The 19,934-nt window shown below is 47.8% G+C and carries 20 protein-coding genes; 12 read left to right on the forward strand and 8 right to left on the reverse strand.

The window, feature by feature from the left end; genetic code table 11:
• Positions 1 to 36: 36 nt before the first annotated feature.
• From QUA02_RS08285 to QUA02_RS08300, 4 genes are all read right to left on the reverse strand, one after another.
• Entirely contained in the window at positions 37 to 753 is a 717-nt protein-coding gene (locus tag QUA02_RS08285) for a DUF928 domain-containing protein (protein WP_333026619.1), read from the reverse strand.
• Positions 754 to 845: 92 nt separating this feature from the next.
• Entirely contained in the window at positions 846 to 3,302 is a 2,457-nt protein-coding gene (locus QUA02_RS08290; RefSeq protein ID WP_333026620.1) for a CHASE2 domain-containing protein, read from the reverse strand.
• Positions 3,303 to 3,331: 29 nt separating this feature from the next.
• Positions 3,332 to 4,261, reverse strand: coding sequence for a DUF1822 family protein (locus tag QUA02_RS08295; protein WP_333026622.1), 930 nt, complete (start codon positions 4,259 to 4,261; stop codon positions 3,332 to 3,334).
• Positions 4,262 to 4,292: 31 nt separating this feature from the next.
• On the reverse strand, positions 4,293 to 4,934 hold the full coding sequence (locus QUA02_RS08300; RefSeq protein WP_333026624.1) for a hypothetical protein: 642 nt from the start codon (positions 4,932 to 4,934) through the stop codon (positions 4,293 to 4,295).
• Between the two features lie 27 nt (positions 4,935 to 4,961).
• Here QUA02_RS08300 and QUA02_RS08305 point away from each other — a divergent pair, with 27 nt between their 5' ends.
• The 6 genes from QUA02_RS08305 to QUA02_RS08330 all read left to right on the forward strand — a co-directional run bounded on the left by QUA02_RS08305 (position 4,962) and on the right by QUA02_RS08330 (position 9,688).
• Entirely contained in the window at positions 4,962 to 5,411 is a 450-nt protein-coding gene (locus tag QUA02_RS08305; protein WP_333026625.1) for a hypothetical protein, read from the forward strand.
• Positions 5,356 to 6,777 (forward strand): CHAT domain-containing protein, encoded by a 1,422-nt coding sequence (locus QUA02_RS08310; protein ID WP_333026626.1) that lies wholly within the window; start codon positions 5,356 to 5,358, stop codon positions 6,775 to 6,777. The genes QUA02_RS08305 and QUA02_RS08310 overlap by 56 nt, the downstream gene beginning before the upstream one ends.
• Positions 6,778 to 6,847: 70 nt before the next feature.
• Positions 6,848 to 7,129 carry a hypothetical protein gene (locus QUA02_RS08315; RefSeq protein WP_333026628.1) on the forward strand — a complete coding sequence of 94 codons (282 nt, stop codon included), beginning with the start codon at positions 6,848 to 6,850 and terminating at the stop codon, positions 7,127 to 7,129.
• Positions 7,130 to 7,135: 6 nt separating this feature from the next.
• Positions 7,136 to 7,300, forward strand: coding sequence for a type II toxin-antitoxin system RelE/ParE family toxin (locus tag QUA02_RS08320; protein ID WP_333026630.1), 165 nt, complete (start codon positions 7,136 to 7,138; stop codon positions 7,298 to 7,300).
• Positions 7,281 to 7,424 carry a type II toxin-antitoxin system RelE/ParE family toxin gene (locus QUA02_RS08325; protein ID WP_333026632.1) on the forward strand — a complete coding sequence of 48 codons (144 nt, stop codon included), beginning with the start codon at positions 7,281 to 7,283 and terminating at the stop codon, positions 7,422 to 7,424. Before QUA02_RS08320 ends, QUA02_RS08325 begins: the two co-directional genes overlap by 20 nt.
• Before the next feature lie 176 nt (positions 7,425 to 7,600).
• Positions 7,601 to 9,688, forward strand: coding sequence for a hypothetical protein (locus QUA02_RS08330; protein ID WP_333026634.1), 2,088 nt, complete (start codon positions 7,601 to 7,603; stop codon positions 9,686 to 9,688).
• Between the two features lie 299 nt (positions 9,689 to 9,987).
• Here QUA02_RS08330 and QUA02_RS08335 read toward each other — a convergent pair whose 3' ends face one another.
• Both QUA02_RS08335 and QUA02_RS08340 read right to left on the reverse strand, forming a co-directional pair.
• Positions 9,988 to 10,935, reverse strand: a complete 948-nt coding sequence (locus QUA02_RS08335) for a hypothetical protein (protein ID WP_333026635.1) — start codon at positions 10,933 to 10,935, stop codon at positions 9,988 to 9,990.
• A 9-nt stretch (positions 10,936 to 10,944) separates the two neighbouring features.
• On the reverse strand, positions 10,945 to 11,154 hold the full coding sequence (locus QUA02_RS08340; protein WP_333026636.1) for a hypothetical protein: 210 nt from the start codon (positions 11,152 to 11,154) through the stop codon (positions 10,945 to 10,947).
• Positions 11,155 to 11,853: 699 nt separating this feature from the next.
• Here QUA02_RS08340 and QUA02_RS08345 point away from each other — a divergent pair.
• Positions 11,854 to 13,905 (forward strand): iron uptake porin, encoded by a 2,052-nt coding sequence (locus tag QUA02_RS08345; RefSeq protein ID WP_333026638.1) that lies wholly within the window; start codon positions 11,854 to 11,856, stop codon positions 13,903 to 13,905.
• A gap of 264 nt (positions 13,906 to 14,169) precedes the next feature.
• Here the strand turns inward: QUA02_RS08345 and QUA02_RS08350 are convergent, their stop codons facing one another.
• Both QUA02_RS08350 and QUA02_RS08355 read right to left on the reverse strand, forming a co-directional pair.
• Positions 14,170 to 15,423 carry an FIST signal transduction protein gene (locus QUA02_RS08350; RefSeq protein ID WP_333026640.1) on the reverse strand — a complete coding sequence of 418 codons (1,254 nt, stop codon included), beginning with the start codon at positions 15,421 to 15,423 and terminating at the stop codon, positions 14,170 to 14,172.
• A gap of 189 nt (positions 15,424 to 15,612) precedes the next feature.
• Entirely contained in the window at positions 15,613 to 15,846 is a 234-nt protein-coding gene (locus tag QUA02_RS08355) for a hypothetical protein (RefSeq protein ID WP_333026642.1), read from the reverse strand.
• A 46-nt stretch (positions 15,847 to 15,892) separates the two neighbouring features.
• On the opposite strand from QUA02_RS08355, the gene QUA02_RS08360 reads away from it, so the two are divergent.
• The 5 genes from QUA02_RS08360 (at position 15,893) to QUA02_RS08380 (ending at position 19,886) form a co-directional block, all read left to right on the forward strand.
• Positions 15,893 to 16,129, forward strand: coding sequence for a Calvin cycle protein CP12 (locus QUA02_RS08360; protein WP_332983968.1), 237 nt, complete (start codon positions 15,893 to 15,895; stop codon positions 16,127 to 16,129).
• Positions 16,130 to 16,389: 260 nt separating this feature from the next.
• Complete coding sequence (locus tag QUA02_RS08365; protein WP_333026644.1) at positions 16,390 to 17,010, forward strand: DUF3177 family protein; 621 nt, start codon at positions 16,390 to 16,392, stop codon at positions 17,008 to 17,010.
• A gap of 265 nt (positions 17,011 to 17,275) precedes the next feature.
• Positions 17,276 to 18,730, forward strand: coding sequence for a hypothetical protein (locus QUA02_RS08370; RefSeq protein WP_333026645.1), 1,455 nt, complete (start codon positions 17,276 to 17,278; stop codon positions 18,728 to 18,730).
• Between the two features lie 384 nt (positions 18,731 to 19,114).
• A complete protein-coding gene (locus tag QUA02_RS08375) occupies positions 19,115 to 19,396 on the forward strand; it encodes a peptidoglycan-binding domain-containing protein (RefSeq protein ID WP_333026647.1) in 282 nt (93 codons plus the stop codon).
• 217 nt (positions 19,397 to 19,613) lie between these two features.
• On the forward strand, positions 19,614 to 19,886 hold the full coding sequence (locus QUA02_RS08380; protein WP_333026648.1) for a peptidoglycan-binding domain-containing protein: 273 nt from the start codon (positions 19,614 to 19,616) through the stop codon (positions 19,884 to 19,886).
• Positions 19,887 to 19,934 lie beyond the last annotated feature (48 nt).

Below are 19,934 nucleotides of genomic sequence, written 5' to 3' on the forward strand. Positions count from 1 at the left end.
CCCATTGCAAACCTGCAATATAGAGGTTATGCGGTTTCAACCGCCTAGTTCTACAACTGGCCCAACTAACGGTTCTTTACTTAACTCTTTTCTCCCAATAGACTCTAACAATTTATTCCAGTCATTTTTCAATTTTTCATCTTGTGGCGAAGTGAGCAGCAAATCGCCTAAACGAGTCAATGAATCGTACCAAATATCAGGCGAGGCTGCATTAATCAAACGCTCTGTTTCCGCCGTCATTTCCACCCGCTTTACCGATCCATCTACAACCAAATCTGCACGATTAGTTCTTTTATTACAGTATATTTTCAAAAACCAACGGTAAGTTTTACTTTCTTCTAATGCCGATTCTGAGGATAAAGGTATACTGATGCTAACAATTCCAGGAGTTTGAGGCAACTGAAAAATCGTATCATAAATCACAGTTTTCTCGTCTTGATTCACCAGTACAAATCCTCCCCTTTGTATATCTTCACGAACGTAGGGAATGTAAAACCAAAAAGTAGGACGTGCAGAAGTTGTTAACCCTAAGTTTTTCTGAGGAATCAAAGCAGTTAGCGGCTGTTTTGTTTTTTTGCAAGATGAGTTCGATGGATCGAGTCCGCCCCCTGGTGTAGTGTTAGGATCTGGAGGTGTTTGAGGTGTTTTCGATATTTGTTGTTGTATGGGAGAGTACGTCCAATTTACGATCGGCAATCCCGACTCGATCGCCCAAATTAAAGCCAACACTAACTGCAATTGCATTTTATACATAAAACCACTCTTTTCTCCGAGTCCCTCGCTCGCTAGGACTTTGTTTGTAGAGACGCGGTTTCAACCGCCGAGGTTCCAACCGCCGAGTATGCTTAAGATCGATCGTACAAAAACAAGATACCACCCGTGGAAACCAAAGCCAAAACTGAAGGAACCAAAGGCATCCAACCCCCAAAAGCCATAATTGCCATAGAGCCTTGATACACCACAAAAATCATAGCACCGCCAGCGATCGCCAATACTAAGGGCGATCGTCCGCGCCCAGCCAACAACCCGCCCGTCAAAGCCACCAACCAAACAAAAATAGCATCTCCCCACTGTATCCCCTGCCATTGAGGCAAAACCCACAATAGCGGTCTTTTGTCGATCGCAGCGCTGAGAATTTGACTTATCATGTGAGCGTGAATCCACACTCCCGGCATTTTACCGTAAACAGTGTCAAAAGACTCTCTCGAAACTTCTGAAGTGTGGCCGATTAAGACGATTTTACCCTTGACTAAATCCGAGGTTACTTTCCCTGACAATACTTCTTGAAGCGTCACTTTAAAAGCTGGTTTGGAGTTAGCGCGGTAGTTGAGCAATACTTGACTGACTGGCGCATTTAAATTTTGATAACCTCCTGTACGATTCGCCAATCTTGGGAAAGTAACGCCACCAATTCGCCACTCTTGATTGTGAGTTATCTCTGATTTTATGCCTTGATTTTCCAAAAACCGCAAAGCCAGCAGCAAGCTGAAACTGTTGGGACTTTTACAATTATTAGTGAAACTAGAAAGCTTGGGGTCATAGGATAGAGGTTGGCGGCGAATGCTGTTACCTTTTTCGTTACGCGCTTCATCCTTGGGTAAATTGCTAAAGCCAACTTGATTTGTTAATTTATCTTCAGAAAACTCCGGCGGCGGATCGAAATTTTTATCAGTGGAACCGTAGTTACATATAGTAATAATGTTAGGATTGTTATCGAAGAGGGAAATTAATTTTTCCCGCCCAAGTCCTCTTGCCGGATAGCGGTGCATATCCAAACCAATTGCTAAAGGTTGAAACTGCTGCAATTTGTCAAGTACCCCCGCGACAACAGCATCGCTTTGAGGATAGTCGTACTTCTCAGAATCCTTGTCTGTTACTTCCACAACCAACAGCCGATTGTCGATTAATTCAGGTTCGCGCTGGCCGAGGAGCCGATCGAACATTGACAATTCTCCAGGCTCCATCATCCCCAGAGAGCGCGCTCCCATCACAGCCAGACTGCACCCCGCACTCGCCAAAATCACCGCTCGCAAGCGCGAAAAACCCTTAACCGGCGCTCTTTTTAGAGCAGCAGCAACCGCAGTCAAATTCTCCGCAACAGCAGGCGAATCGGGTGCAAGCAAAAAATCGTTCCAAACCGGCGGAACCGCCGCCGGATGCTGCCAAATTATCGGCAACCAACTAGCACAAGGAAACCGATCCTCAAAACCCTCCAACCGCCTGCGCGCTTCCCTCGCTGCTGCATACAAAGACTTGCCATCCACAAACTCTTTCAGAAAACACTTTAAAAATTCTTGAGCTACAAAATCCGGCACCAACTCCCGCATTAAAATCATTTGCGGAATCATCTGGAAATCATCTAAATTCCTGGCCAAACCCAACCCGTCGCAGCAATTAAAAATTGCCAGTTGCAAACCCTTATCCACCGCTTTTCTCAAACCGCACCACAACTCATCTATTGTTAAAAATTCCGTGGAATTGATATAAAATTTTCCAGTATCGTTTTCAGTTTCCCCGTGTCCAGCAAAAAATATAATATCCCAAGATTGCTCCCAAAGTTCCTCGTTAATTTCGTCCCGTTTCGGTTCTACTAGAAACTTCACCTCAGCATTAGACAAACCCTCCAAAATTTTCCTGTCTTTCGTGACATTAATCCCAGCGCTGTCGCCCAGAATCGCTAAAATCTTCACCTGAGATTTGCGAATCGGTTTTCGCGGAATTTCCGATTTTACATAATTTAATCTACTCAGCGAAGGTTCGGCCTTCGGAAATCTTTCAGTAAACAAATTCCACCGATTCCAGGGCAGCTTTTGCAAATGCTTGTCGTCCGTACAAATCAGCACTCTCGCCTCTTCATTGGGATTTAAAGTATCCCCGATTAGCCTGTCAACCTTCGCAAACTCAGGAGAATCCAGCCAATCATTCAGCATCTGCGCCAGTTTTTCTCCAGATTCTTTGCAATCCTTCACAGAATGTCTGGTGCTAATCTTTTTGGGTTTAACCCGAAAAGACAATCCTTTAGCCACCGATTTCACAGCAGAATTTTTTTTCGCATCTGCGTGCAAAAACGGGTAAATTAAATGCACCAAATTTTGCTGGTTGCTGCGGGAATGCGCTCCCAACGATCGATATTTTTCCGCCCAATGTTCTTCTTCAAAAGCTGCTAATTGCGGATTTGGTGGCAAGTTTTTGCTTACCGTATAGTCGGTAGACGGAAATTGATTGTTTTCCCCAATTTTGAGAGTACAGCGAAAACCTTCTTCGCAATTTCCGTCTAATTTCAGAACAATTAACTTATCCATAACTCACGCCCCCTCTTGATAACTGACGATTAGATTGAAAATTTTTCAGTCACGGTGAAATCGCCCAAAGCCAACTTGACGGTAAAATGTTCTCCCGGTTCTGCGGTAAACTCAAATACCAAATTTTCCGTTTTATTTGCTATCGCTTGCATCACAGTTTTACCTCCATCATCCAGCACCATCAACTGCAAATCTTTGGGCAGATTGGTTTGACCGTTTGTGGGATAAACCTCTACCGAAATATCTATATCCGGTTCGTCAGTTGTCATCAATTCCACAAATAAAGCCACTTGTTCTGTTCCCCGCTCTAAGTTGAGCAATTTGCCTCGCTTCACCGGCAGATTCCGACTGACTAAAGCACTGCTTTCTAAAACTTGGGGGCTTCGGAAAGCAAACTGCAATTCTGGTTTCGACTCGAACAGCGTTTGCACTGTGTGCCAACCGATATCAAAAACATTTTGCAACCACTGACTGAGATTTACAGGCTTGAGTTCGTCTAAATATTCTAGCAGTTGGTCGAGGGATTTTAACTCGCTCACTGCAACTGTTTCTTGTTGGGTTTGTTGCACAAATCCCAGCAACTTCACCTCCTGGAGCGATTCAGTCATCTCTACCGCAATGTAACCAATTCTGTCCGATCGCACTTCTGCCGGAATCGAGACAAAATCTTGACCGGGGCGCAACCACCGACACTCCAATTTGCCAATATCTTTGACATCCAAATCCGCAACATCCATGAATTTCTGGACTACAGGATTCCAAATATCGCTGGCGGCCAAATCAGTCTCTATTTCCAAACACTGAAAGTAAAAATTGACGGAGAGTACGGCCAAAGCATTCAGGTAAACTTGTTTGGCTATTTTCGGGTCTGTTTGTTGCTGTCCGAGAGTTTGAGCGCTGCTGCGCGCGGATGGGGCGATCGGAATTGTCAAAACTAAATCAACTTCTGTGTTATTCATGATGCATCTCTGCTTTTTGGTTTTTAATGTCCTACAAATATTCTCTGAATCTGGGCGTGAATTTCTCCAAAGACCTCCGGTAAAAACTGCTCAAATTTGAAACACTTACTCCTAACTCTTGGGATATTTGCTGCCAACTTACATCTTCTACCACTCTTTTCACAAGCAACAATTGAAAATTAACCTGCGGGTACTTTTTACTCATTTCGCTTTTAAAAGTATCCCCCGGATCTTGTTGAATCATATCGATCAAAGCTTCTTCAATTCGATACGACTCATGTTCCGCCTGGTGTTCCAGTTTGTTAAAAAATGAATCCATATCTCCGCAGTATAAACGTTTAAAATCCTTCACGCCTATAACTTTAGGCGTAGCTTCCTGAAAACATTTAATCATCAAGAAGTTAACCCACTGCCTGACCTCTTTGTCAGGTCGGTAGTTGTGAATTTCCCGGCAGATACGCAACATTAAGTCCTGTTTTGCTTCGGCACAAATTTCCTGATAAATATCGTAGGATAAACTCGGATTTCGGGGACAGTTAATGATTTTATATTTTTCGATCTCCATTACTAATTTTGTAACAGCTTTGTTTCGCTCTACAGTTTTAGGCGGGTGATTTTTAGCAGCTATAGCTAGCTGTTTGAGCCGATCGTCAATTTCATCGTTAGTAGGCATCTCTTGTTCCAAGGATACTCAGAAAAATTGTCTCTAAGCAGCGATGCAGGCGGGAGTCCAGCTATTTCTCCGATCGAGAGCCGCTGGTGCGCCCGCATCCTCCTGCATAGCCCTCTATCCCTCTCTCAGTCGGCATCTGCGATTTTTATGCAAACTGGCTCCATAATTTACAAAAGTTTACATACAGAGGTAGGGACACGGCACTGCCGTGTCCCTACGGCACTCGAAGCGAATTTGTTGGCGTGGGGACTCTGTTGGTGTTGGGCTTTCGGCGATGCTTGTGGCACACCCTACAGCAGATATTTGCGGTTTGTCTTGAATGCTATGATCGGGCGATCGCCAGCACAGTCAAATATTCGCACCCACATCCAAACTTTTGCCAACTGCTGCCGCCAACTGCGCCCTCAATCGCCCCAAAACCATGCACTACCAATCCCAGCAGCACCATCAAAAACACGCGACTCAGAAAAAAATTAAAACAGCTATTTTTTACTGTTTGACAGCAATATTTTTCTGCTGGAGCACCGCGAACCTCCCTACAATTGCCCAAGAAACACACCAGGGCGGGCCGGGCGGGCAAGAAATGAGAAATTTGCTCGATCGGGGAAACCTCACCGAAGCCGTAACCAGAATCGAACAAGACTGGGAAGAAGACTATCAAAAATACTTTGAACAAGACTTTGGGGCCCGTGCGAAAACCGCCGAAGCAATATCAAAAACGCTCTCCCGCCTAGCAGATCAAACCAAGAAAAAACCAGCTTTAATTTACGCCATACCGCGTACAGACCAACTAGAATTAATCTTAATATTGCCCGATCGCCCGCCAATACTCCGCAGCGTCCCGTCAGCCAAACAAGAGAATTTGCTGCCAGTAGTCAAAGAATTCAGCAGCGAAATCACCAACCCCGTAAAAATCAACACCGCCAGCTATCTAGAACCAGCCCAACAACTCTACAAGTGGATAATTGCACCTCTAGAAACAGATTTGCAAACAGCAAAAATTGAAACCTTGCTGTTCTGCGTCGGCGAAGGTTTGCGAACCGTACCCCTAGCAGCAATGCACGACGGACAGCAATTTCTGATCCAAAAATACAGCCTCGCCCGCATCCCCGCCTTCAAATTCACAGACAGCAATTACACCAACCTCAGAAACGCCCAAGTCCTAGCAATGGGAGCATCAATTTTCTCAGAAACGGCGGACAAACAACCGCTGCCAGCAGTGCCGTTAGAATTGAGTGCGATCGCCCGACAGTGGCCCGGTCAATCCTTTCTCAACGAAGATTTCACCATAGTAAACTTGCAATCCCAGCGACTGCAACAAAAATACGGAATCATCCACCTCGCCACCCACGCCGAATTCCGCCCCGGAACCCCAAATAACTCATACATTCAATTTTGGGACACGCAACTTAGACTAGATCAAATGAGAGATTTAAAATGGAACAATCCGCCTCTGGAACTGTTAGTATTAAGCGCTTGTAGAACCGCGTTGGGAGACAGAGAAGCAGAACTCGGATTTGCCGGTTTAGCGCTGCAATCGGGAGCAAAATCAGCCCTCGCCAGCTTGTGGTACGTCAGCGATGCGGGGACTCTCGCCCTGATGACAGAGTTTTACCAGCAGTTAAAAATCAGCACGCCAAAAGACCCTCCAATTATTAAAGCTGAAGCTCTCAGGCGAGCACAAATTGCTGCGATCGAAGGCAAAGTTACGATCGAAAACCGTCAACTGCGAAGTTCCAGGGGCGAAACTCCCTTGCCCCCGTCCATCCCCAAACTCGACAGCAAAGATTTATCCCATCCTTACTACTGGGCAGCTTTCAGCATTATCGGCAGTCCTTGGTGAATTCTGACTGAAAATGGCTAAGTTAAAATAACGTTATCCCTCCTCTAATGCAACCATTCTCCGATCGCATATGACTGAAGCCGCCACGATCAACACTCAACTCATCGATACCCTCACCCAAATTATCCTCGCTCTCACCGAGGAAGAGCGCCACATCCTCATCCATAAACTTCTAACTCCAAATCAAACTTCAGACACTACAAAGGCCGATCGAGAAACTCTGAAGCAGGAAATCGCTATCGGCGCCAGGCAGCTTCAGACAGGACAATATACAGAGTACGATGACTCTTGTCTGCCGAATCTTCTGATGACTATCAAACAACGCGGGCAACAACGCCTAAAACAGGAGTAAGTACCTGTGAATCGTTATCGCCTTTCCCAGCAAGCCGAAAAAGATTTAGAAGATATATGGATTTATTTGGGAGATCAGGACGAAATTGCCGCCGATCGCTTTCCTGGCGCGACTGCTAGATCGCTTTCCCATGCTTGCCCAATTTCCGAATATGGGGCGACAGCGAAATGAACTCCTCACAGGATTGAGAAGTTTTCCTGTCAAACCTTACATTATTTTCTACATAATTCTCCTAGAAAGAGTCGAGATTGTGAGAGTCCTGCATCAATCGCGGGATGTAGAAGGACAATTTTAGCGAGCGAGCCAAATGCCGACTTCTCGATCGCCTATCTATCTTTCTGAACGTAACTCTTGACCGATCGAGGTGATAAACTGTACAACATATAGTAATTCAAGCCTGTAGCTGCAAAAAAAACACCTACCGCAAACCTTTCAGCAACATAGCGGGGGTCTTCTAGAGAAAAGACAAAGATGAAAAAATTAGAATTTTTGCTACAGAAAGAGGGCGATCGCGCCTGGTTGCCCCTAGAAACCCCCGACGTGGAAATTCTAGAAGGCAAATACCGCGTCGTTGCTCGCATTCAGCACCCCAACACCGACATCGAAATTCGCATCACCCATACATCCTTCGAGGGATCGGCACAGCGGAAAGTCCAAAGCCGATCGGCCCGCACCAATCCCGAAGGATTAGTTGTGATCATTCCCTACACGCGTCTCAAACCCGGAATGTGGGAACTCTCCTGCTTGCCAGATCCCAAATCAACACCAGCAAAACCTTGGCAGTACGGCGTTCAGTTGGAAGTATTGCCTGCAGAATCGGAAACCTCCGAGCCCCTACCGCCGATCGACCAAACCGAACCCGCAACCTCCCCCTCAAACTCAGAAAACCCAGCTTGGGCCGATCGCGCCGCCCCACAAATCGCAGCACCAGTCGATCGCCCCGCACCAACCCAACTCCCAGCAGCCGATTCAGCACCGCAGCAGACCAAAATCTACAAATTCCCGAGCCCCCAAACCCCCGAACCCAAACCGGGCGTCAAACTCGAACTCGCCCTCGATCGAGAAACCTTCGTCACCCAACTCGGTCGCCCCTTAATCATTTCCGGCAAAATCGACATTCCCCAACCCCCCCAAAAAACCAGAAAAACAGCAACTCTCATCCCCGAATCCGAAGCGCTAGAACTCAAACAACTCATCGGTTCAGCACAACTGCAAATCTACCTGCGCGACCCCCAAACCTCAAAAATTCTCGCCCAAATCCAGCAGCCGATGCCAGAACAAGCCCCCCCCTGCATCTTTGCCTGCGTCACCTACATCCCAACCGAGTGCAAAAGCCGCCTAATTTTAGGAGAAGCAATACTCAGCAGCGGCAGCGTCACCCTAGCCACCAAACTATTCACAATTACAGCCCGTTTAGAGCACCTTCTACAGGAAATTAAAGACAATTTCCTCGAAGAAAAGCATCAAGCCGAACCCTCCCCAACAGCCTCAAAACAGCCTCGGAGCGCCACAAATCTATCCTTTCTCAAGCTAGTAGAAAAATCCTTAGACCCTCCATCCCCCGCCGAACCCCCAACCACTGAAGCCCTACCCCCTCTACTGGCTTCGCGTCAGACCCCAAGTGCAGGCGGTCTAGAATTGCCCGCATTCGGTAACAAACTGCCCGACAGCAGCCGATCGCAATTGCTCTCGGAAATCTCCAATTCTCCTCAAACTGCCGCAGGGGCGATCGGCGAGCAAACCCAACCTTTAGACATCCCCACTTCCCCTCAAACAGCGGAAATCGGAGCGATCGACCAAAAACCAGAAAACATCCCCCAAGTAGAAACAACCGCCCCAGAAACCCAGCCAGCACCCTCACAAAAGGCATTTCAAACCTTAAACGTCCAGAATAGATTTTGGTCGCGACTGAGTTCCTTAGCCAGCAACGGCGAATCCCCCGACTGGTTGAAAGCAACCACCCTGTCGCCCACTCTAAAAGCCACCGCCAATAGCAGCGACGAAATTGCCGTTGTGGAAGAAAGCAGCGCCACCCAGCAGCAACCCGAAACCAGCGAAACAATTTCCGACCCCCAATCCACTAGCCCCGAAGCCAGAGAATTTGTCGTTTTTGACGAACCCCCGCAGCCAAAACAAGTTGCTCAAAAAACCGCAACTGTCGAAGCAGAAGTAACTCCCCCAACTCCCTACGTTTTGCCAGAAGACGAGTTAGTACCGATGCCCGTTTTGGAATTGCCGCGCGCCGAAATCATCGCGGGCGGGCCTGTAAAAGTGCAAGTGCAACTGCCGGAATTAATGCCCCGGATTTATGTGAAAGTTTGGGTGTACGATCGGCAAACCTACCTGATTCTCGACGGGCCGCGCTGGATTACCGAATTTAAAGCTAACGGGTTGGGAAATGTGCGAGCAAGTATCGAGTTAGAGATTCCCTACGGCTGCATGGAAGTCGAATTTGAGGCGATCGCCGTCGAAATGCAAACTCAGCGGGAAAGCCACAAAATAAGCGTTCACCGCCAAGTTTTACCCCCATCCGGGCCAACTTTACCCCTGGATGGTTGAATTGTCGATTTTTATCGGGAGCATCGGAATTAATATTACCCGAAATCAGGACACGGCAGTGCCGTTTCCCTACAATTAATCCGGGTAGGGAAACGGCACTGCCGTGTCCTCCGTTTCTATCATCAAGAGTAATTGACCGGATTTGATCTGATATCAAATCCGGTAGCATCGGAATTAATATTACCCGAAATCAGGATACGGCAGTGCCGTGTCCCTACAATTAATCCGGGTAGGGAAACGGCACTGCCGTGTCCTCCGTTTTTTGCATTCCTGACTGCGAAATTAATTCGGGTAATTCTTCAGGTCGATCGAACAATCTGCCGAAACTTCTTCTTAAACTTATTCTTATACACGTAGATCGATCGCTGCCAATCCTCAACTTGCAGCGACATATCGGCCGCCAAACCCGTGCGGTTCCAAACATCCTCCTGACACTTGCGCCGGCAAAAATTCATCGGTTCCGAGTAAACTTTCCCACTAGATAAAGTCGGTTTAGGCCCGCACCAGTGAATCACAGTCGCCTGAGTGCGATCGCCCGCAGGCCCGCTTGACTCCACCGGAAACCGCTTTCTCAGCAAATCCTGGTCAAAATCCGGCACCAACAACTGCATATCCACATTCTGCACCCGCAGCCGATTTTCTTGTGCGGCCCGGAAAATCATAAAGTTCAAAAACCCCATTTCTCCGTACTTAAATATCCCCGGATTTGCCGCCGTAAAATCTAAAATTTCTACGTATTCTTCCAAGCTAAAAACGCCGCGTTTAGCAAAAAAAGTACCCGTGCAGAAATAGTTAGATCGCGATTGGGACCACCGAAAATTCGGGAAATGCTTCTCAACGCCCGGAATGTCAAAGAAAAATTCCGAAACATCCGCATCCGAGTAATCGTAACAAGGCTTGTCTACAATAAAATCAAATTCTTGAAAGTTAGCCAACTTGAGAACATCGCCCCAGACGATCGTATCCGCATCCAAAACCATAAAATTTGACCAAGGACTTTCCCAAAAAGCAATCATTTTAGTTTTGCCCCAACCAAAACTTCTTTTCCTGAGAACCTCTTGGGAAACGGTTGTGCGATCGATAACTCGCACCCCGTAGGACTTTTCCAAAGCACTCACAGAAAATGTACCGTCAATCAACAGACAAATCGGCACATCTCCGAGGAAATATCGGATGCTAGCACAGCAACCCTTAGCAAACAGATAATCCTGGTCGCAGCAGGCAATAATAATACCAAAATCTTCCATAAACCCTCTCTATTTTACTAACTTGCCCACCCACAGCGTTTGGGTTTTTTGTTCTGAGCGCAGCTCTTTTTTCGACTTCTGCATTTTCGCCAGCTTAGCACTAAACTCCTGCGATCGCCCTCCGACAAAAACATCGCTAAAACCGCTAGGAATCTTGGGTATAGTTGGTCTAGCCTGACAAAGCGACTGCGGGTAAAGCAACACCAATTGCAGTCGCACCGCTAGACAACAAAAAAATTGTGTTAGAGTAGCGGGAAATAAAACCCGCCGACGGGCAGTCTCAAAAATGGCGATCGCACGCGGCAAGTCCCGACTGTTGGGGCGATCGGAAAACCAAAATTTGTCAAGTCTGAAATTAAGCTTCGACGGGGTAAATATATCAGCCTTTAGCCCTCCGTTCCCCACTCCAGGCGGAAAAATAGCCCCTTGCGGGCCGCGAGGTTTAAAGTTAGGTTAAAAACCTTGACATAATAGGATCGAAAGCTGTATAAGGGAGGCGACAAGCAAGCCTAATCCTACCTATAACTGCCTGTTAAGTCTGGCGTGACCGAGGACTCGGGGCAGTTGTGTGTTTGAGGCAGATTGTGGTCGAACCCGTACAACCAGTTGTGGAACGATCCCAGAGCAACTAAAGCAAGTCTTGCGATCGAGAGATGAAATTAGCAGGTGATGGTATAATCAACTGTAATGTAATGTAATGTGGGCTTGACCTGAATTGATGCCCTTGCCGTACAAGGGGCCAGCCCCCTACGTTCAAGCGGGAACTACTCAAGCGGGAACTAGACACGCCTACTGTGAATCAACAGTTATGGATAGGTTCTATTTTGACAGTTATTATTGTCAACAGGCAAGCAACCACAAAAATTAGCAGTTGGGAATTGCCGATCGAGTTGAATAGAGTGTGAAGGTGTGAGGAAAATGAACAGAACTTTTTGGAATTTACTGCTAGTATCCCCTGCAATTCTGGGGCTATCATCAATCGTCAGTGCCACTGCGATCGCCGCAGAAGCTCCAGCAACCGCTGAAGCCAACCAGCTAGCTACAGCTCAGTCATCTGAGTCAAAAATTGCAGAAATAGTTGCAGAATCAGTTGCAGCAGCCCCTGCGGCCCCAGAAAAGCTGGCTTTAAACAGCAGCGCTGAAGCGGCCCAAACCCCGGTCGCCAACTCCGCAGACGCACAAAAACAGCCGGAAAAACTGGCCTCAATCGAACCAGACACCAGCGCGGCAGCACTGCAAACAACAGCGCTCGACATCAAAACAGTCGCCCCAATCGCTCCCGCGGGCACAGCAGCAGTGACTGAATCCCTGGCAGCAGCAGGGACAGCCGAACCGTTGCCCCAAGCATCAGACTTGGCAGTGCAAAGCAGCCTGACAGAAGTTGCTGGGAAAAATCAAGTGCCAGCAGTCGCCAGCACCCCAGCTACTACCCCAGCTACTAAGGTAGAAATTGCTCAGACAGCACCCGCCGGAATGGGCGGCCCGATCGTCCCTGTCGCTCCCCAAGCGCTGCCGACTCAACAGTCGGGAGCCATGTCCCAGGTGACATCGGTCTCTCAGCTCTCCGACGTGCGACCGACAGATTGGGCATTCCAAGCCCTGCAATCCCTAGTCGAACGCTACGGTTGTATCGCAGGCTATCCTGACGGCACCTACCGCGGGAACCGCGCCCTGACTCGCTACGAATTTGCAGCCGGCGTCAACGCTTGCTTAGACCAAGTAACCAAGCTAATTGGCTCGTCAACAGGTACCTTCGTCACCAAAGACGACTTAGCCATCCTGCAACGCCTGCAAGAAGAATTTGCAGCCGAACTCGCTACCCTGCGCGGACGAGTAGACGGTCTAGAAGCTCGCACCGCAGAACTCGAAGCCAACCAGTTCTCCACCACTACCAAACTGGCAGGAGAAGCCATTTTTGCTGTCAGCGACACCTTCGGAGATGGTGTCGGCCTTGACGACGACAAAACTGTCACCAACCTCGGCTACCGGGTGCGGTTGAACTTCAACACCAGCTTCACCGGCCGAGACTTGCTCAGAACCCGCTTGCAAGCTAAAAACGTCGCCAACTACGGTACAGCCACTGCCACCGGTACGAACATGGCTCGCCTCGCCATTGACGGCGAAGACGGCAGCCAATTCTTGCTCGATCAATTGTGGTATCGCTTTCCAGCAGGCAACGCTACAGTCTGGTTCGGCCCGAGAGGACTGAGGCTCGATGACGTTGCTGAGCTGACTTCTCCCTTGGAAAGTAGTGGCAGCGGTGCTCTTTCCAGGTTTGGACGTTACAACCCAGCAGTGTTCCGCGGCCCCGAAGGAGCAGGTGCTGCTATCAAATACAACTTAGGCCCCGTGAGAGCCACAGTAGCCTATCTTGCTTCCGACGGCGACGCTCCCAACCCAGCCAGTGGCAGGGGCGTTTTCGACGGTTCTTTCAGCGCTTTGGGCCAGCTCAACTTAAATCTGGGCCGAGCATTTGACATTGGGGCAACTTACACCCGGAAATACAATCGGGGAGGCGATGTTGGCATCATGGGCGGCACCGGCAGTTCTTTGGCTAATCGGCCCTTCGGTCAATCATCCACTGCATCAGATAACTTTGGCGTGCAGGTTAACTTCAAACCCAGCCAGCGCTTTCAGCTTGGCGGTTGGTACGGTTACAGCAAGGCTGAACAACTGCGGGGCGGCGACAATGAGGCTACCATCCAAAATGGTGCTGTTTTCTTGGCGCTGCCAGATTTTGGTAAGCCTGGGAACCTCCTCGGTTTGATCGCCGGCGTACCGCCAAAAGTTACTGAGAGCGATGTCGCCAGAGACCGCAACACCTCTTATCACTTAGAGGGTTTCTATCGCTTCCAAGTCAATGACTTTATCTCAGTGACACCGGGCGTTTACGTGATTATGAATCCCGAACACAACAAAAACAACGACGATATCTGGGTGGGAGTCCTGCGTACTACCTTTAGTTTCTAAGGTTCGGAAATATCTACTGACAGGTAAAAGCGGCAGGCGACTGCCGCTTTTAGTTATTGGTTATTAGTTATTGGTTATATCAATTCCGGTAACACCGGAATGATATAAACGCAGGGCACGGCGCCGTGCCCTGATTGTGGGTAATATAATTCCGATGCTACGGGATTTGATATTATTGGTTAGATCCCCGACAACTTCTGCGAAGTCGGGGATCGGGATGGGCTTAATTAAACAGTCATCAGTCATCAGTCATCAGTTCACAAATTAGGAATTTTGGCGGCAAATCCCGAATACGGAGGTGTAGCCGTGCAGAAAGGTGCTGCCGCCTACGGGGCCGATTTCGCCGTTGCAGAAAAAGCCGCTCAGGGGGATGTTTTTGATGTATCGGCCGAACAGTCGCGAGTCAAAGTTCGACTGGCCGTAAAGCCCTTCGCCCCGCCCCAGACAAGAGAACATCAAGGCGCCGGCACTGGATGTACCGCTGTACTCGGCGGCCCGCTGATAGCGATCGAGCAGCATTTCTAGGTCTTCTGCGGAGGTGCGGGCGTCCCGCAGGTGAAATTGGATGCGCTGTCCGGGACGGACTCGATCGCCGATCGCAATCGCCCCCACTTTCGGATCTACTCCCAACAGATTGCGGATTAAAAAATCTCCCGGCTCTAATTTCAGCTTGAATTCATCGCTGACTAAGCCTACAAATAACGAGTGCTGGGCTAATTCTCGGTCTGCTTCGCTCAAAGTTTGAACTAACTCTCGCAGGGCCTCTAAGGGCGATCGCTCGATGCCCCCGCTGCCGCTATCGTCGGTTTGTTCTTCGAGCTTCAGCAAAATATTGCGCTCTCCTTCCGTCACCCGATAAGGATGCCCGATCGGCCTGCAGCCTTGAGCTACGATCGTTTCCAAAACTATATTGCCGCTCAAAGCTACCCCAACCGTCCCTTCTCGGTAAAGCTGATAGTCGCAAAACAGCGCCGCGCCCCTGCCCGCACCGTCCCCGCCGGCCAGCCCCCCTACCTTCGCCGCACCCGGATAGGCATAATCTAGCCCTTGCAGCAAATCGTTAATTTTTGCGGAAAAGGGGTCTGCCAAGATGATAAACTGCGGTTCTTCCCGGGCCGGTACGCCCAAGAGATCCACCCAAGTATCCGGGGGACTGTCTAAGTCCGGCAGTTCTTCTGCACCGACGTGAAAAGTTCTGACATTCACTCCGGGCAAGCGGGCCAGACTCAGGCTGACTGCCGGAGATCCCTCGACTTCTTCGGTGAGGCCGCCCCGGTTCGTGCCGATGACTCCTCCCCCGCCGCAGCCCAGGATCGCTGGCACCGGCAGCAGTTCTCGGAGTAAAGGCATCAGCCGAGAATACTCGCTGGCAAAGGCAGACGAGATAAATATCAGCGCCAAATCAGCCGGGCCTTCTAGGTCGCGATCGGCTTGTTCTATAACTTCTTTGAGGGCGGATTCCAAAGAGGGACGGGTTGATAAAGCGCTGACCCATTGCATTTGGTTTTCGGTGTACATCAGGCGAACTTCTCTATAAAACTATCTCTATACATTAAGCTACCCGGAACTGACGGCTGGCGGGACGGTTTTCTAGGGCGATCGATTCCCCCAGCAGACCGTTCTTGTGTTAACATAAGTTAACATGAGGCTCCAATAAATCTGTTGAGTGTTAAATGCCGTGTTCAGCTAAATCTTAAAAGATAAAGCTCAATACAGTTTGACACACCAACCTCCTGTAATGTTTTCATCAAAAGTAAGGTCGGCTCGACCTGCATTGATGCCTGTGGACTCTTCCCCCACCGACGGGCTAGAGTAAAGCAGGAAGTAGAGACGCCTGCTGCAACCGCAGTTATGGATGGCTTCTATCTGGGCTGCTGCAACAGCAGCGCATCTGGAGCTACTATTAGCTGGGTCGCCAGACCGCAACTGCCAATCAAACACAAACGAAAATCCAAAAAGAAAACCTTTCTTACTTAATAAGGTGACTATGACAACAACACCCGCGGGCAACATCCAAGAAAAAATTGAAGAAGAACTAGAAAGCGCTCGTAGCGTCTGTGACATCAAGGGCGCAACTTCCGGGGAATGCGCGGCGGCGTGGGACGCAGTTGAAGAACTGCAAGCAGAAGCTTCCCACCAAAAGCAAGTCAAACCTAAAAATTCCTTTGAAAAATATTGCGACGACAATCCTGACGCTGCTGAGTGCCGCATCTACGACGAATAAACGAGCAATCTAGCTCTACACCTTCGCTCCCGCGCCGGAATCTAACTTTTGGCGCGGGAAATTTTTACGGTTTGAGCCTCCCGGTAAGGGCGAGATTTGCCCGCCTTGGCTGTCTCAACTACCAAAGAAAGAAAGCGCGCCAACAAAATTTTGCAAAAGTCTAGCAGCAACTCGAACATTAAGAGCGTGTTCCCATTGCTGATTTTTTAGCATTTTTATAGTAAAATTTGTCACAAATAAGTGAGTATATTTTCCCAAAGATGTTGAGTCTTTTATTGGCAGCCACCGGGCCTTGGTTTCAACCGCTAGTCTGGATGGATTACCGGTTGTCTGTGTTATTAACCGTTTCGATCCCGCTGGTAGTGCTGATTTGGGCTGTTTTTGCTTCATCTGACGCGATCGTCCGTTTGTTGATGATTTATTGGCGGGTGGCGAGTTTGCTGGCAATTACACTTTACCTGATGATGGCTGCGCTGCCTGTGAGCTTTGTGTCGTCGGTGATGGGGAGGGCTTTGATTCCTGCTTGTCTGTGGTTTTGGCAGGATTTAAACGAAGAAATTGCCGATCGACCGCAGTCGCCCCTGAAACTGGCTTTTACAGCTTGGCGGTGGGCGATTACTGTTTACAGCGGTTTGGGCGCTCTAGCTCAACTTCCCTTCTTAAGCTGTGCCTTTAAATCTCAAATTCAGGTAATTGACGAACCTTTTTGCCGTGTTTGGTTTGACCCGCCTTGGCTGTACAAACAGATGTTTCACGCTACAGCAAACCCTCAATTTTTGGGATTGTTGGGTCTGATAGGTTTAGCGATTTATGTACTTTACTTGTCATACTTTGTGCTAATTAAACTGGGAAAACAGGGGAGGTCAGCTACCGGCAATTAAGTGGATTTTAAGTAAGTATTTGCTTCCTAAATTGCCGCTAAAGTCTTCAACAAAAAGCTCAATCCAACTCAAAAAAGCCGGGCGCATCTAGGAAAAAATCAAACTAACAGCAGGGTGGCTGACGTGACCCCGCCCAAAAACGGATACAAGCCCCCGATTCCAGTCGTGGAGATATAAAAATTTTAGACTAAGGTACAAGCTCCCAGATTCATCTGTGGAGTCAATCTAAAATCTAAAATCTAAAATCTAAAATCGACTGACAGCAATGTTATTGGGAAAGACTGTGATGGATAGCAAACAAGCCTACTTACAGTGCTTAGAAAAGCTGATTTGGGCGATCGATCGCCTGGAAGCAAAAATCGAACCAAGTGAACTCGCTCGGATTGCCGAACTGATTGTTCAGCCGATGATGGGTCCCTGGCGGTTTTTTCACACTCCCGAACATATTTTTGATGTGGGGGGAGATGAAGACGCGATCGAGGTTTTGGCAGCTTTATTTCACGATACCGTCTACGTGCAAGTCGATCGCAGCATTAACTTTAACGTCAGCTACTACATCACTCCTGTTGCAAAAGAGGTTAACAAACAGCTACAAATTCGGGATAAAGCTGAACTTTCGGCGGATGCTATCTTCGAGATGGTAATGCTGGTATTCAATTTTGAACCGGGCGAAGTTCTCAATCCTTTCTCCGGACAAAACGAATTTCTCAGCGCTGTGGTAGCAGCAAAAGCTCTAGAACCATTTCTCAAACGCGAGCAATTGCTTCAAATTGCAGGCTGCATTGAAGCAACAATTCCGTTTCGCGCCGCCGAGTGCGGAGTAACGGTAAGCCAGCGCTTTTATGACCGCTTGCAAGCAATAAATAGCCTGTTTAATCTCAGTTTGACTGACGAGCAAATGCGGGAAACGGTGAAAAAAGCTGTGCGAATTTCTAACCGGGATGTGATGAGTTTTGCTCACCACAGTTCAGCCCATTTTTTGGCAAATACCTGGAATTTACTGCCGGAAACCAATCACAATCTCATCTCCTGGGGTTTTTACACGGTTCGCGACTACCGAGTTGCTTTGCTGAAGATGGAAGGTTTTCTGAATTATCTGAAGCCAGAGATAATTTTCCGGCAGTTTGAGGGATATCCAGACGATCGCACCTATGAGCGCTGGGAAACTACTGCTAAGTACAATCTCGAAATTGCAAAGCTTTATTTGGGGTGCAAACTGGCTGCTCTCGCCCTGCTAGAAGCTCTTTCTTCGGATTTGGGGATCGATGTTTCTCTGGCGATGATGATGGGAGGAATTCCCGATAAATCTGCTAACTGCGTGCGCCTGGAAAGCTTTTTTCCAGAAATAGAGAAACCTTACAAACCTAAAATTAATTTAGAAGCGGAAGTATTGAATTTATTAGAAAATGGGCGGGCTAAAAGCACTTCTAATACCGATTTGGAGAACTCGCCACTCACAACGTTTGTTGTGAAAATTGTTGGCTTTGACGAAATGCGCTATCAGTGCGATCGAGCTAAGGAATTTTTTAAACACAATCTAAACGCCGACGACTTTATTTCCGACTTTAACCCGATAGTTACAGAAATTGTTATTGATTCAATTCTCAAATTGTTTGACAGCCGCAAATCTACTATCTACCGATACTACGATATCACTTCTAAGTTAAAGTCTCAACCCCCTACCACTTTTCCAGATCGCCATTTTCGATCAAATGGTTAACTCGTTTTAAATACAATATTTTTACTTTTTAAAAAAAATCTTACTCAGCTTTTACAAGAGTGGATCGAGTACACCGTGACAAGATTGATTGACTCGCCAACCTACGTCAATCCGCCTATCCATCCCGGCACTAACAGCCGTACAGGTATGGTGTGGGGGCTTCCAGCAAAAATGCTAAAAATTGATAAAAAATGAAAATTGGCTGCTGTTTGCCTTTGACAATTACTTTCTACAAAACGGATTTGATAGCGGCGTGTCACTCATCTGAGCTATCCCAGATAAGCGTCACTATAAAAAGCGACTGTTAAAGCACTTTCCCCCACAGCTACAACTGAGGAATAGCAAGTTCAAACAACTTGCAAACCACTAATCCCCAATCAAACCATGCAAAGCACAAATTCAATTTACGCTCAATTACCTATTTGCTCTTCACTACCCACACTGCAACGAAATAATAGCACCGCTGCCAATCAAAACGTGCGCTATCTCCAACAATCCTTAGTTAAAAAGGGATATCCCGTCGCAACTGATGGATTCTTCGGCCCAAAAACCGAACAAGCAGTCATCAAATTTCAAAAGCAAAATAAGATTGCTGTTGATGGCATTGTCGGCCCTCAAACTTGGAATTTATTAGGCGCTTGTTATACAGGTGAACCCGGATGTTAAATCCAAGTTAACTAATCCTAGGCGCACGGGTAGCAAGAAACTGGGTTTTTTCACAGCAATACTTCCTTTACGCTCCCAGAAACGCTAAAAAACCTGGTGGTTCAGCTAAGCCGAAACCCCGTTTCTGCCAGTCAAGAGTGTATCCAGAACTATTAACATCATTTCCGCACTTCTCTGCTTTCCAACAACTTGCAAACAACCAATGGAGACTCAAACCATGCAAGCCACAAACGCAATTCACATGGAATTACCTTCCTGCCGTTATTTTCCCCTACTCAAACGCAACGATGGCGTCACCCAAAATGAGGACGTTCGCTACCTTCAGCGACTGTTGAACGCCAGCGGATTTTCCGTAACTACTGATGGAGGATTCGGCGCGAAAACCCAACAAGCAGTCATCAATTTTCAAAAACAACAACAAATCTTTGCTGATGGCATTGTCGGCCATAAAACTTGGAATAAATTAGGCGTTTGTACAACTATATTTTAAAGTTTGTGCAACCATCTGTTAAAGAGAGTAGGGCGTGCAGTGTGCGCC

It is taken from the genome of Microcoleus pseudofavosus SVA1_A4, from assembly GCF_036700565.1.
Taxonomy (GTDB): domain Bacteria; phylum Cyanobacteriota; class Cyanobacteriia; order Cyanobacteriales; family Microcoleaceae; genus Microcoleus.

What these genes read in the sequence shown, in the direction of transcription:
- QUA02_RS08285 (WP_333026619.1), bottom strand. Translation starts at nt 753, where the DNA reads ATGTATAAAATGCAATTGCAGTTAGTGTTGGCTTTAATTTGGGCGATC.
- QUA02_RS08290 (WP_333026620.1), bottom strand. Translation starts at nt 3,302, where the DNA reads ATGGATAAGTTAATTGTTCTGAAATTAGACGGAAATTGCGAAGAAGGT.
- QUA02_RS08295 (WP_333026622.1), bottom strand. Translation starts at nt 4,261, where the DNA reads ATGAATAACACAGAAGTTGATTTAGTTTTGACAATTCCGATCGCCCCA.
- QUA02_RS08300 (WP_333026624.1), bottom strand. Translation starts at nt 4,934, where the DNA reads ATGCCTACTAACGATGAAATTGACGATCGGCTCAAACAGCTAGCTATA.
- QUA02_RS08310 (WP_333026626.1), top strand. Translation starts at nt 5,356, where the DNA reads ATGCACTACCAATCCCAGCAGCACCATCAAAAACACGCGACTCAGAAA.
- QUA02_RS08315 (WP_333026628.1), top strand. Translation starts at nt 6,848, where the DNA reads ATGACTGAAGCCGCCACGATCAACACTCAACTCATCGATACCCTCACC.
- QUA02_RS08325 (WP_333026632.1), top strand. Translation starts at nt 7,281, where the DNA reads ATGGGGCGACAGCGAAATGAACTCCTCACAGGATTGAGAAGTTTTCCT.
- QUA02_RS08330 (WP_333026634.1), top strand. Translation starts at nt 7,601, where the DNA reads ATGAAAAAATTAGAATTTTTGCTACAGAAAGAGGGCGATCGCGCCTGG.
- QUA02_RS08335 (WP_333026635.1), bottom strand. Translation starts at nt 10,935, where the DNA reads ATGGAAGATTTTGGTATTATTATTGCCTGCTGCGACCAGGATTATCTG.
- QUA02_RS08345 (WP_333026638.1), top strand. Translation starts at nt 11,854, where the DNA reads ATGAACAGAACTTTTTGGAATTTACTGCTAGTATCCCCTGCAATTCTG.
- QUA02_RS08350 (WP_333026640.1), bottom strand. Translation starts at nt 15,423, where the DNA reads ATGTACACCGAAAACCAAATGCAATGGGTCAGCGCTTTATCAACCCGT.
- QUA02_RS08360 (WP_332983968.1), top strand. Translation starts at nt 15,893, where the DNA reads ATGACAACAACACCCGCGGGCAACATCCAAGAAAAAATTGAAGAAGAA.
- QUA02_RS08365 (WP_333026644.1), top strand. Translation starts at nt 16,390, where the DNA reads ATGTTGAGTCTTTTATTGGCAGCCACCGGGCCTTGGTTTCAACCGCTA.
- QUA02_RS08370 (WP_333026645.1), top strand. Translation starts at nt 17,276, where the DNA reads ATGTTATTGGGAAAGACTGTGATGGATAGCAAACAAGCCTACTTACAG.
- QUA02_RS08375 (WP_333026647.1), top strand. Translation starts at nt 19,115, where the DNA reads ATGCAAAGCACAAATTCAATTTACGCTCAATTACCTATTTGCTCTTCA.
- QUA02_RS08380 (WP_333026648.1), top strand. Translation starts at nt 19,614, where the DNA reads ATGCAAGCCACAAACGCAATTCACATGGAATTACCTTCCTGCCGTTAT.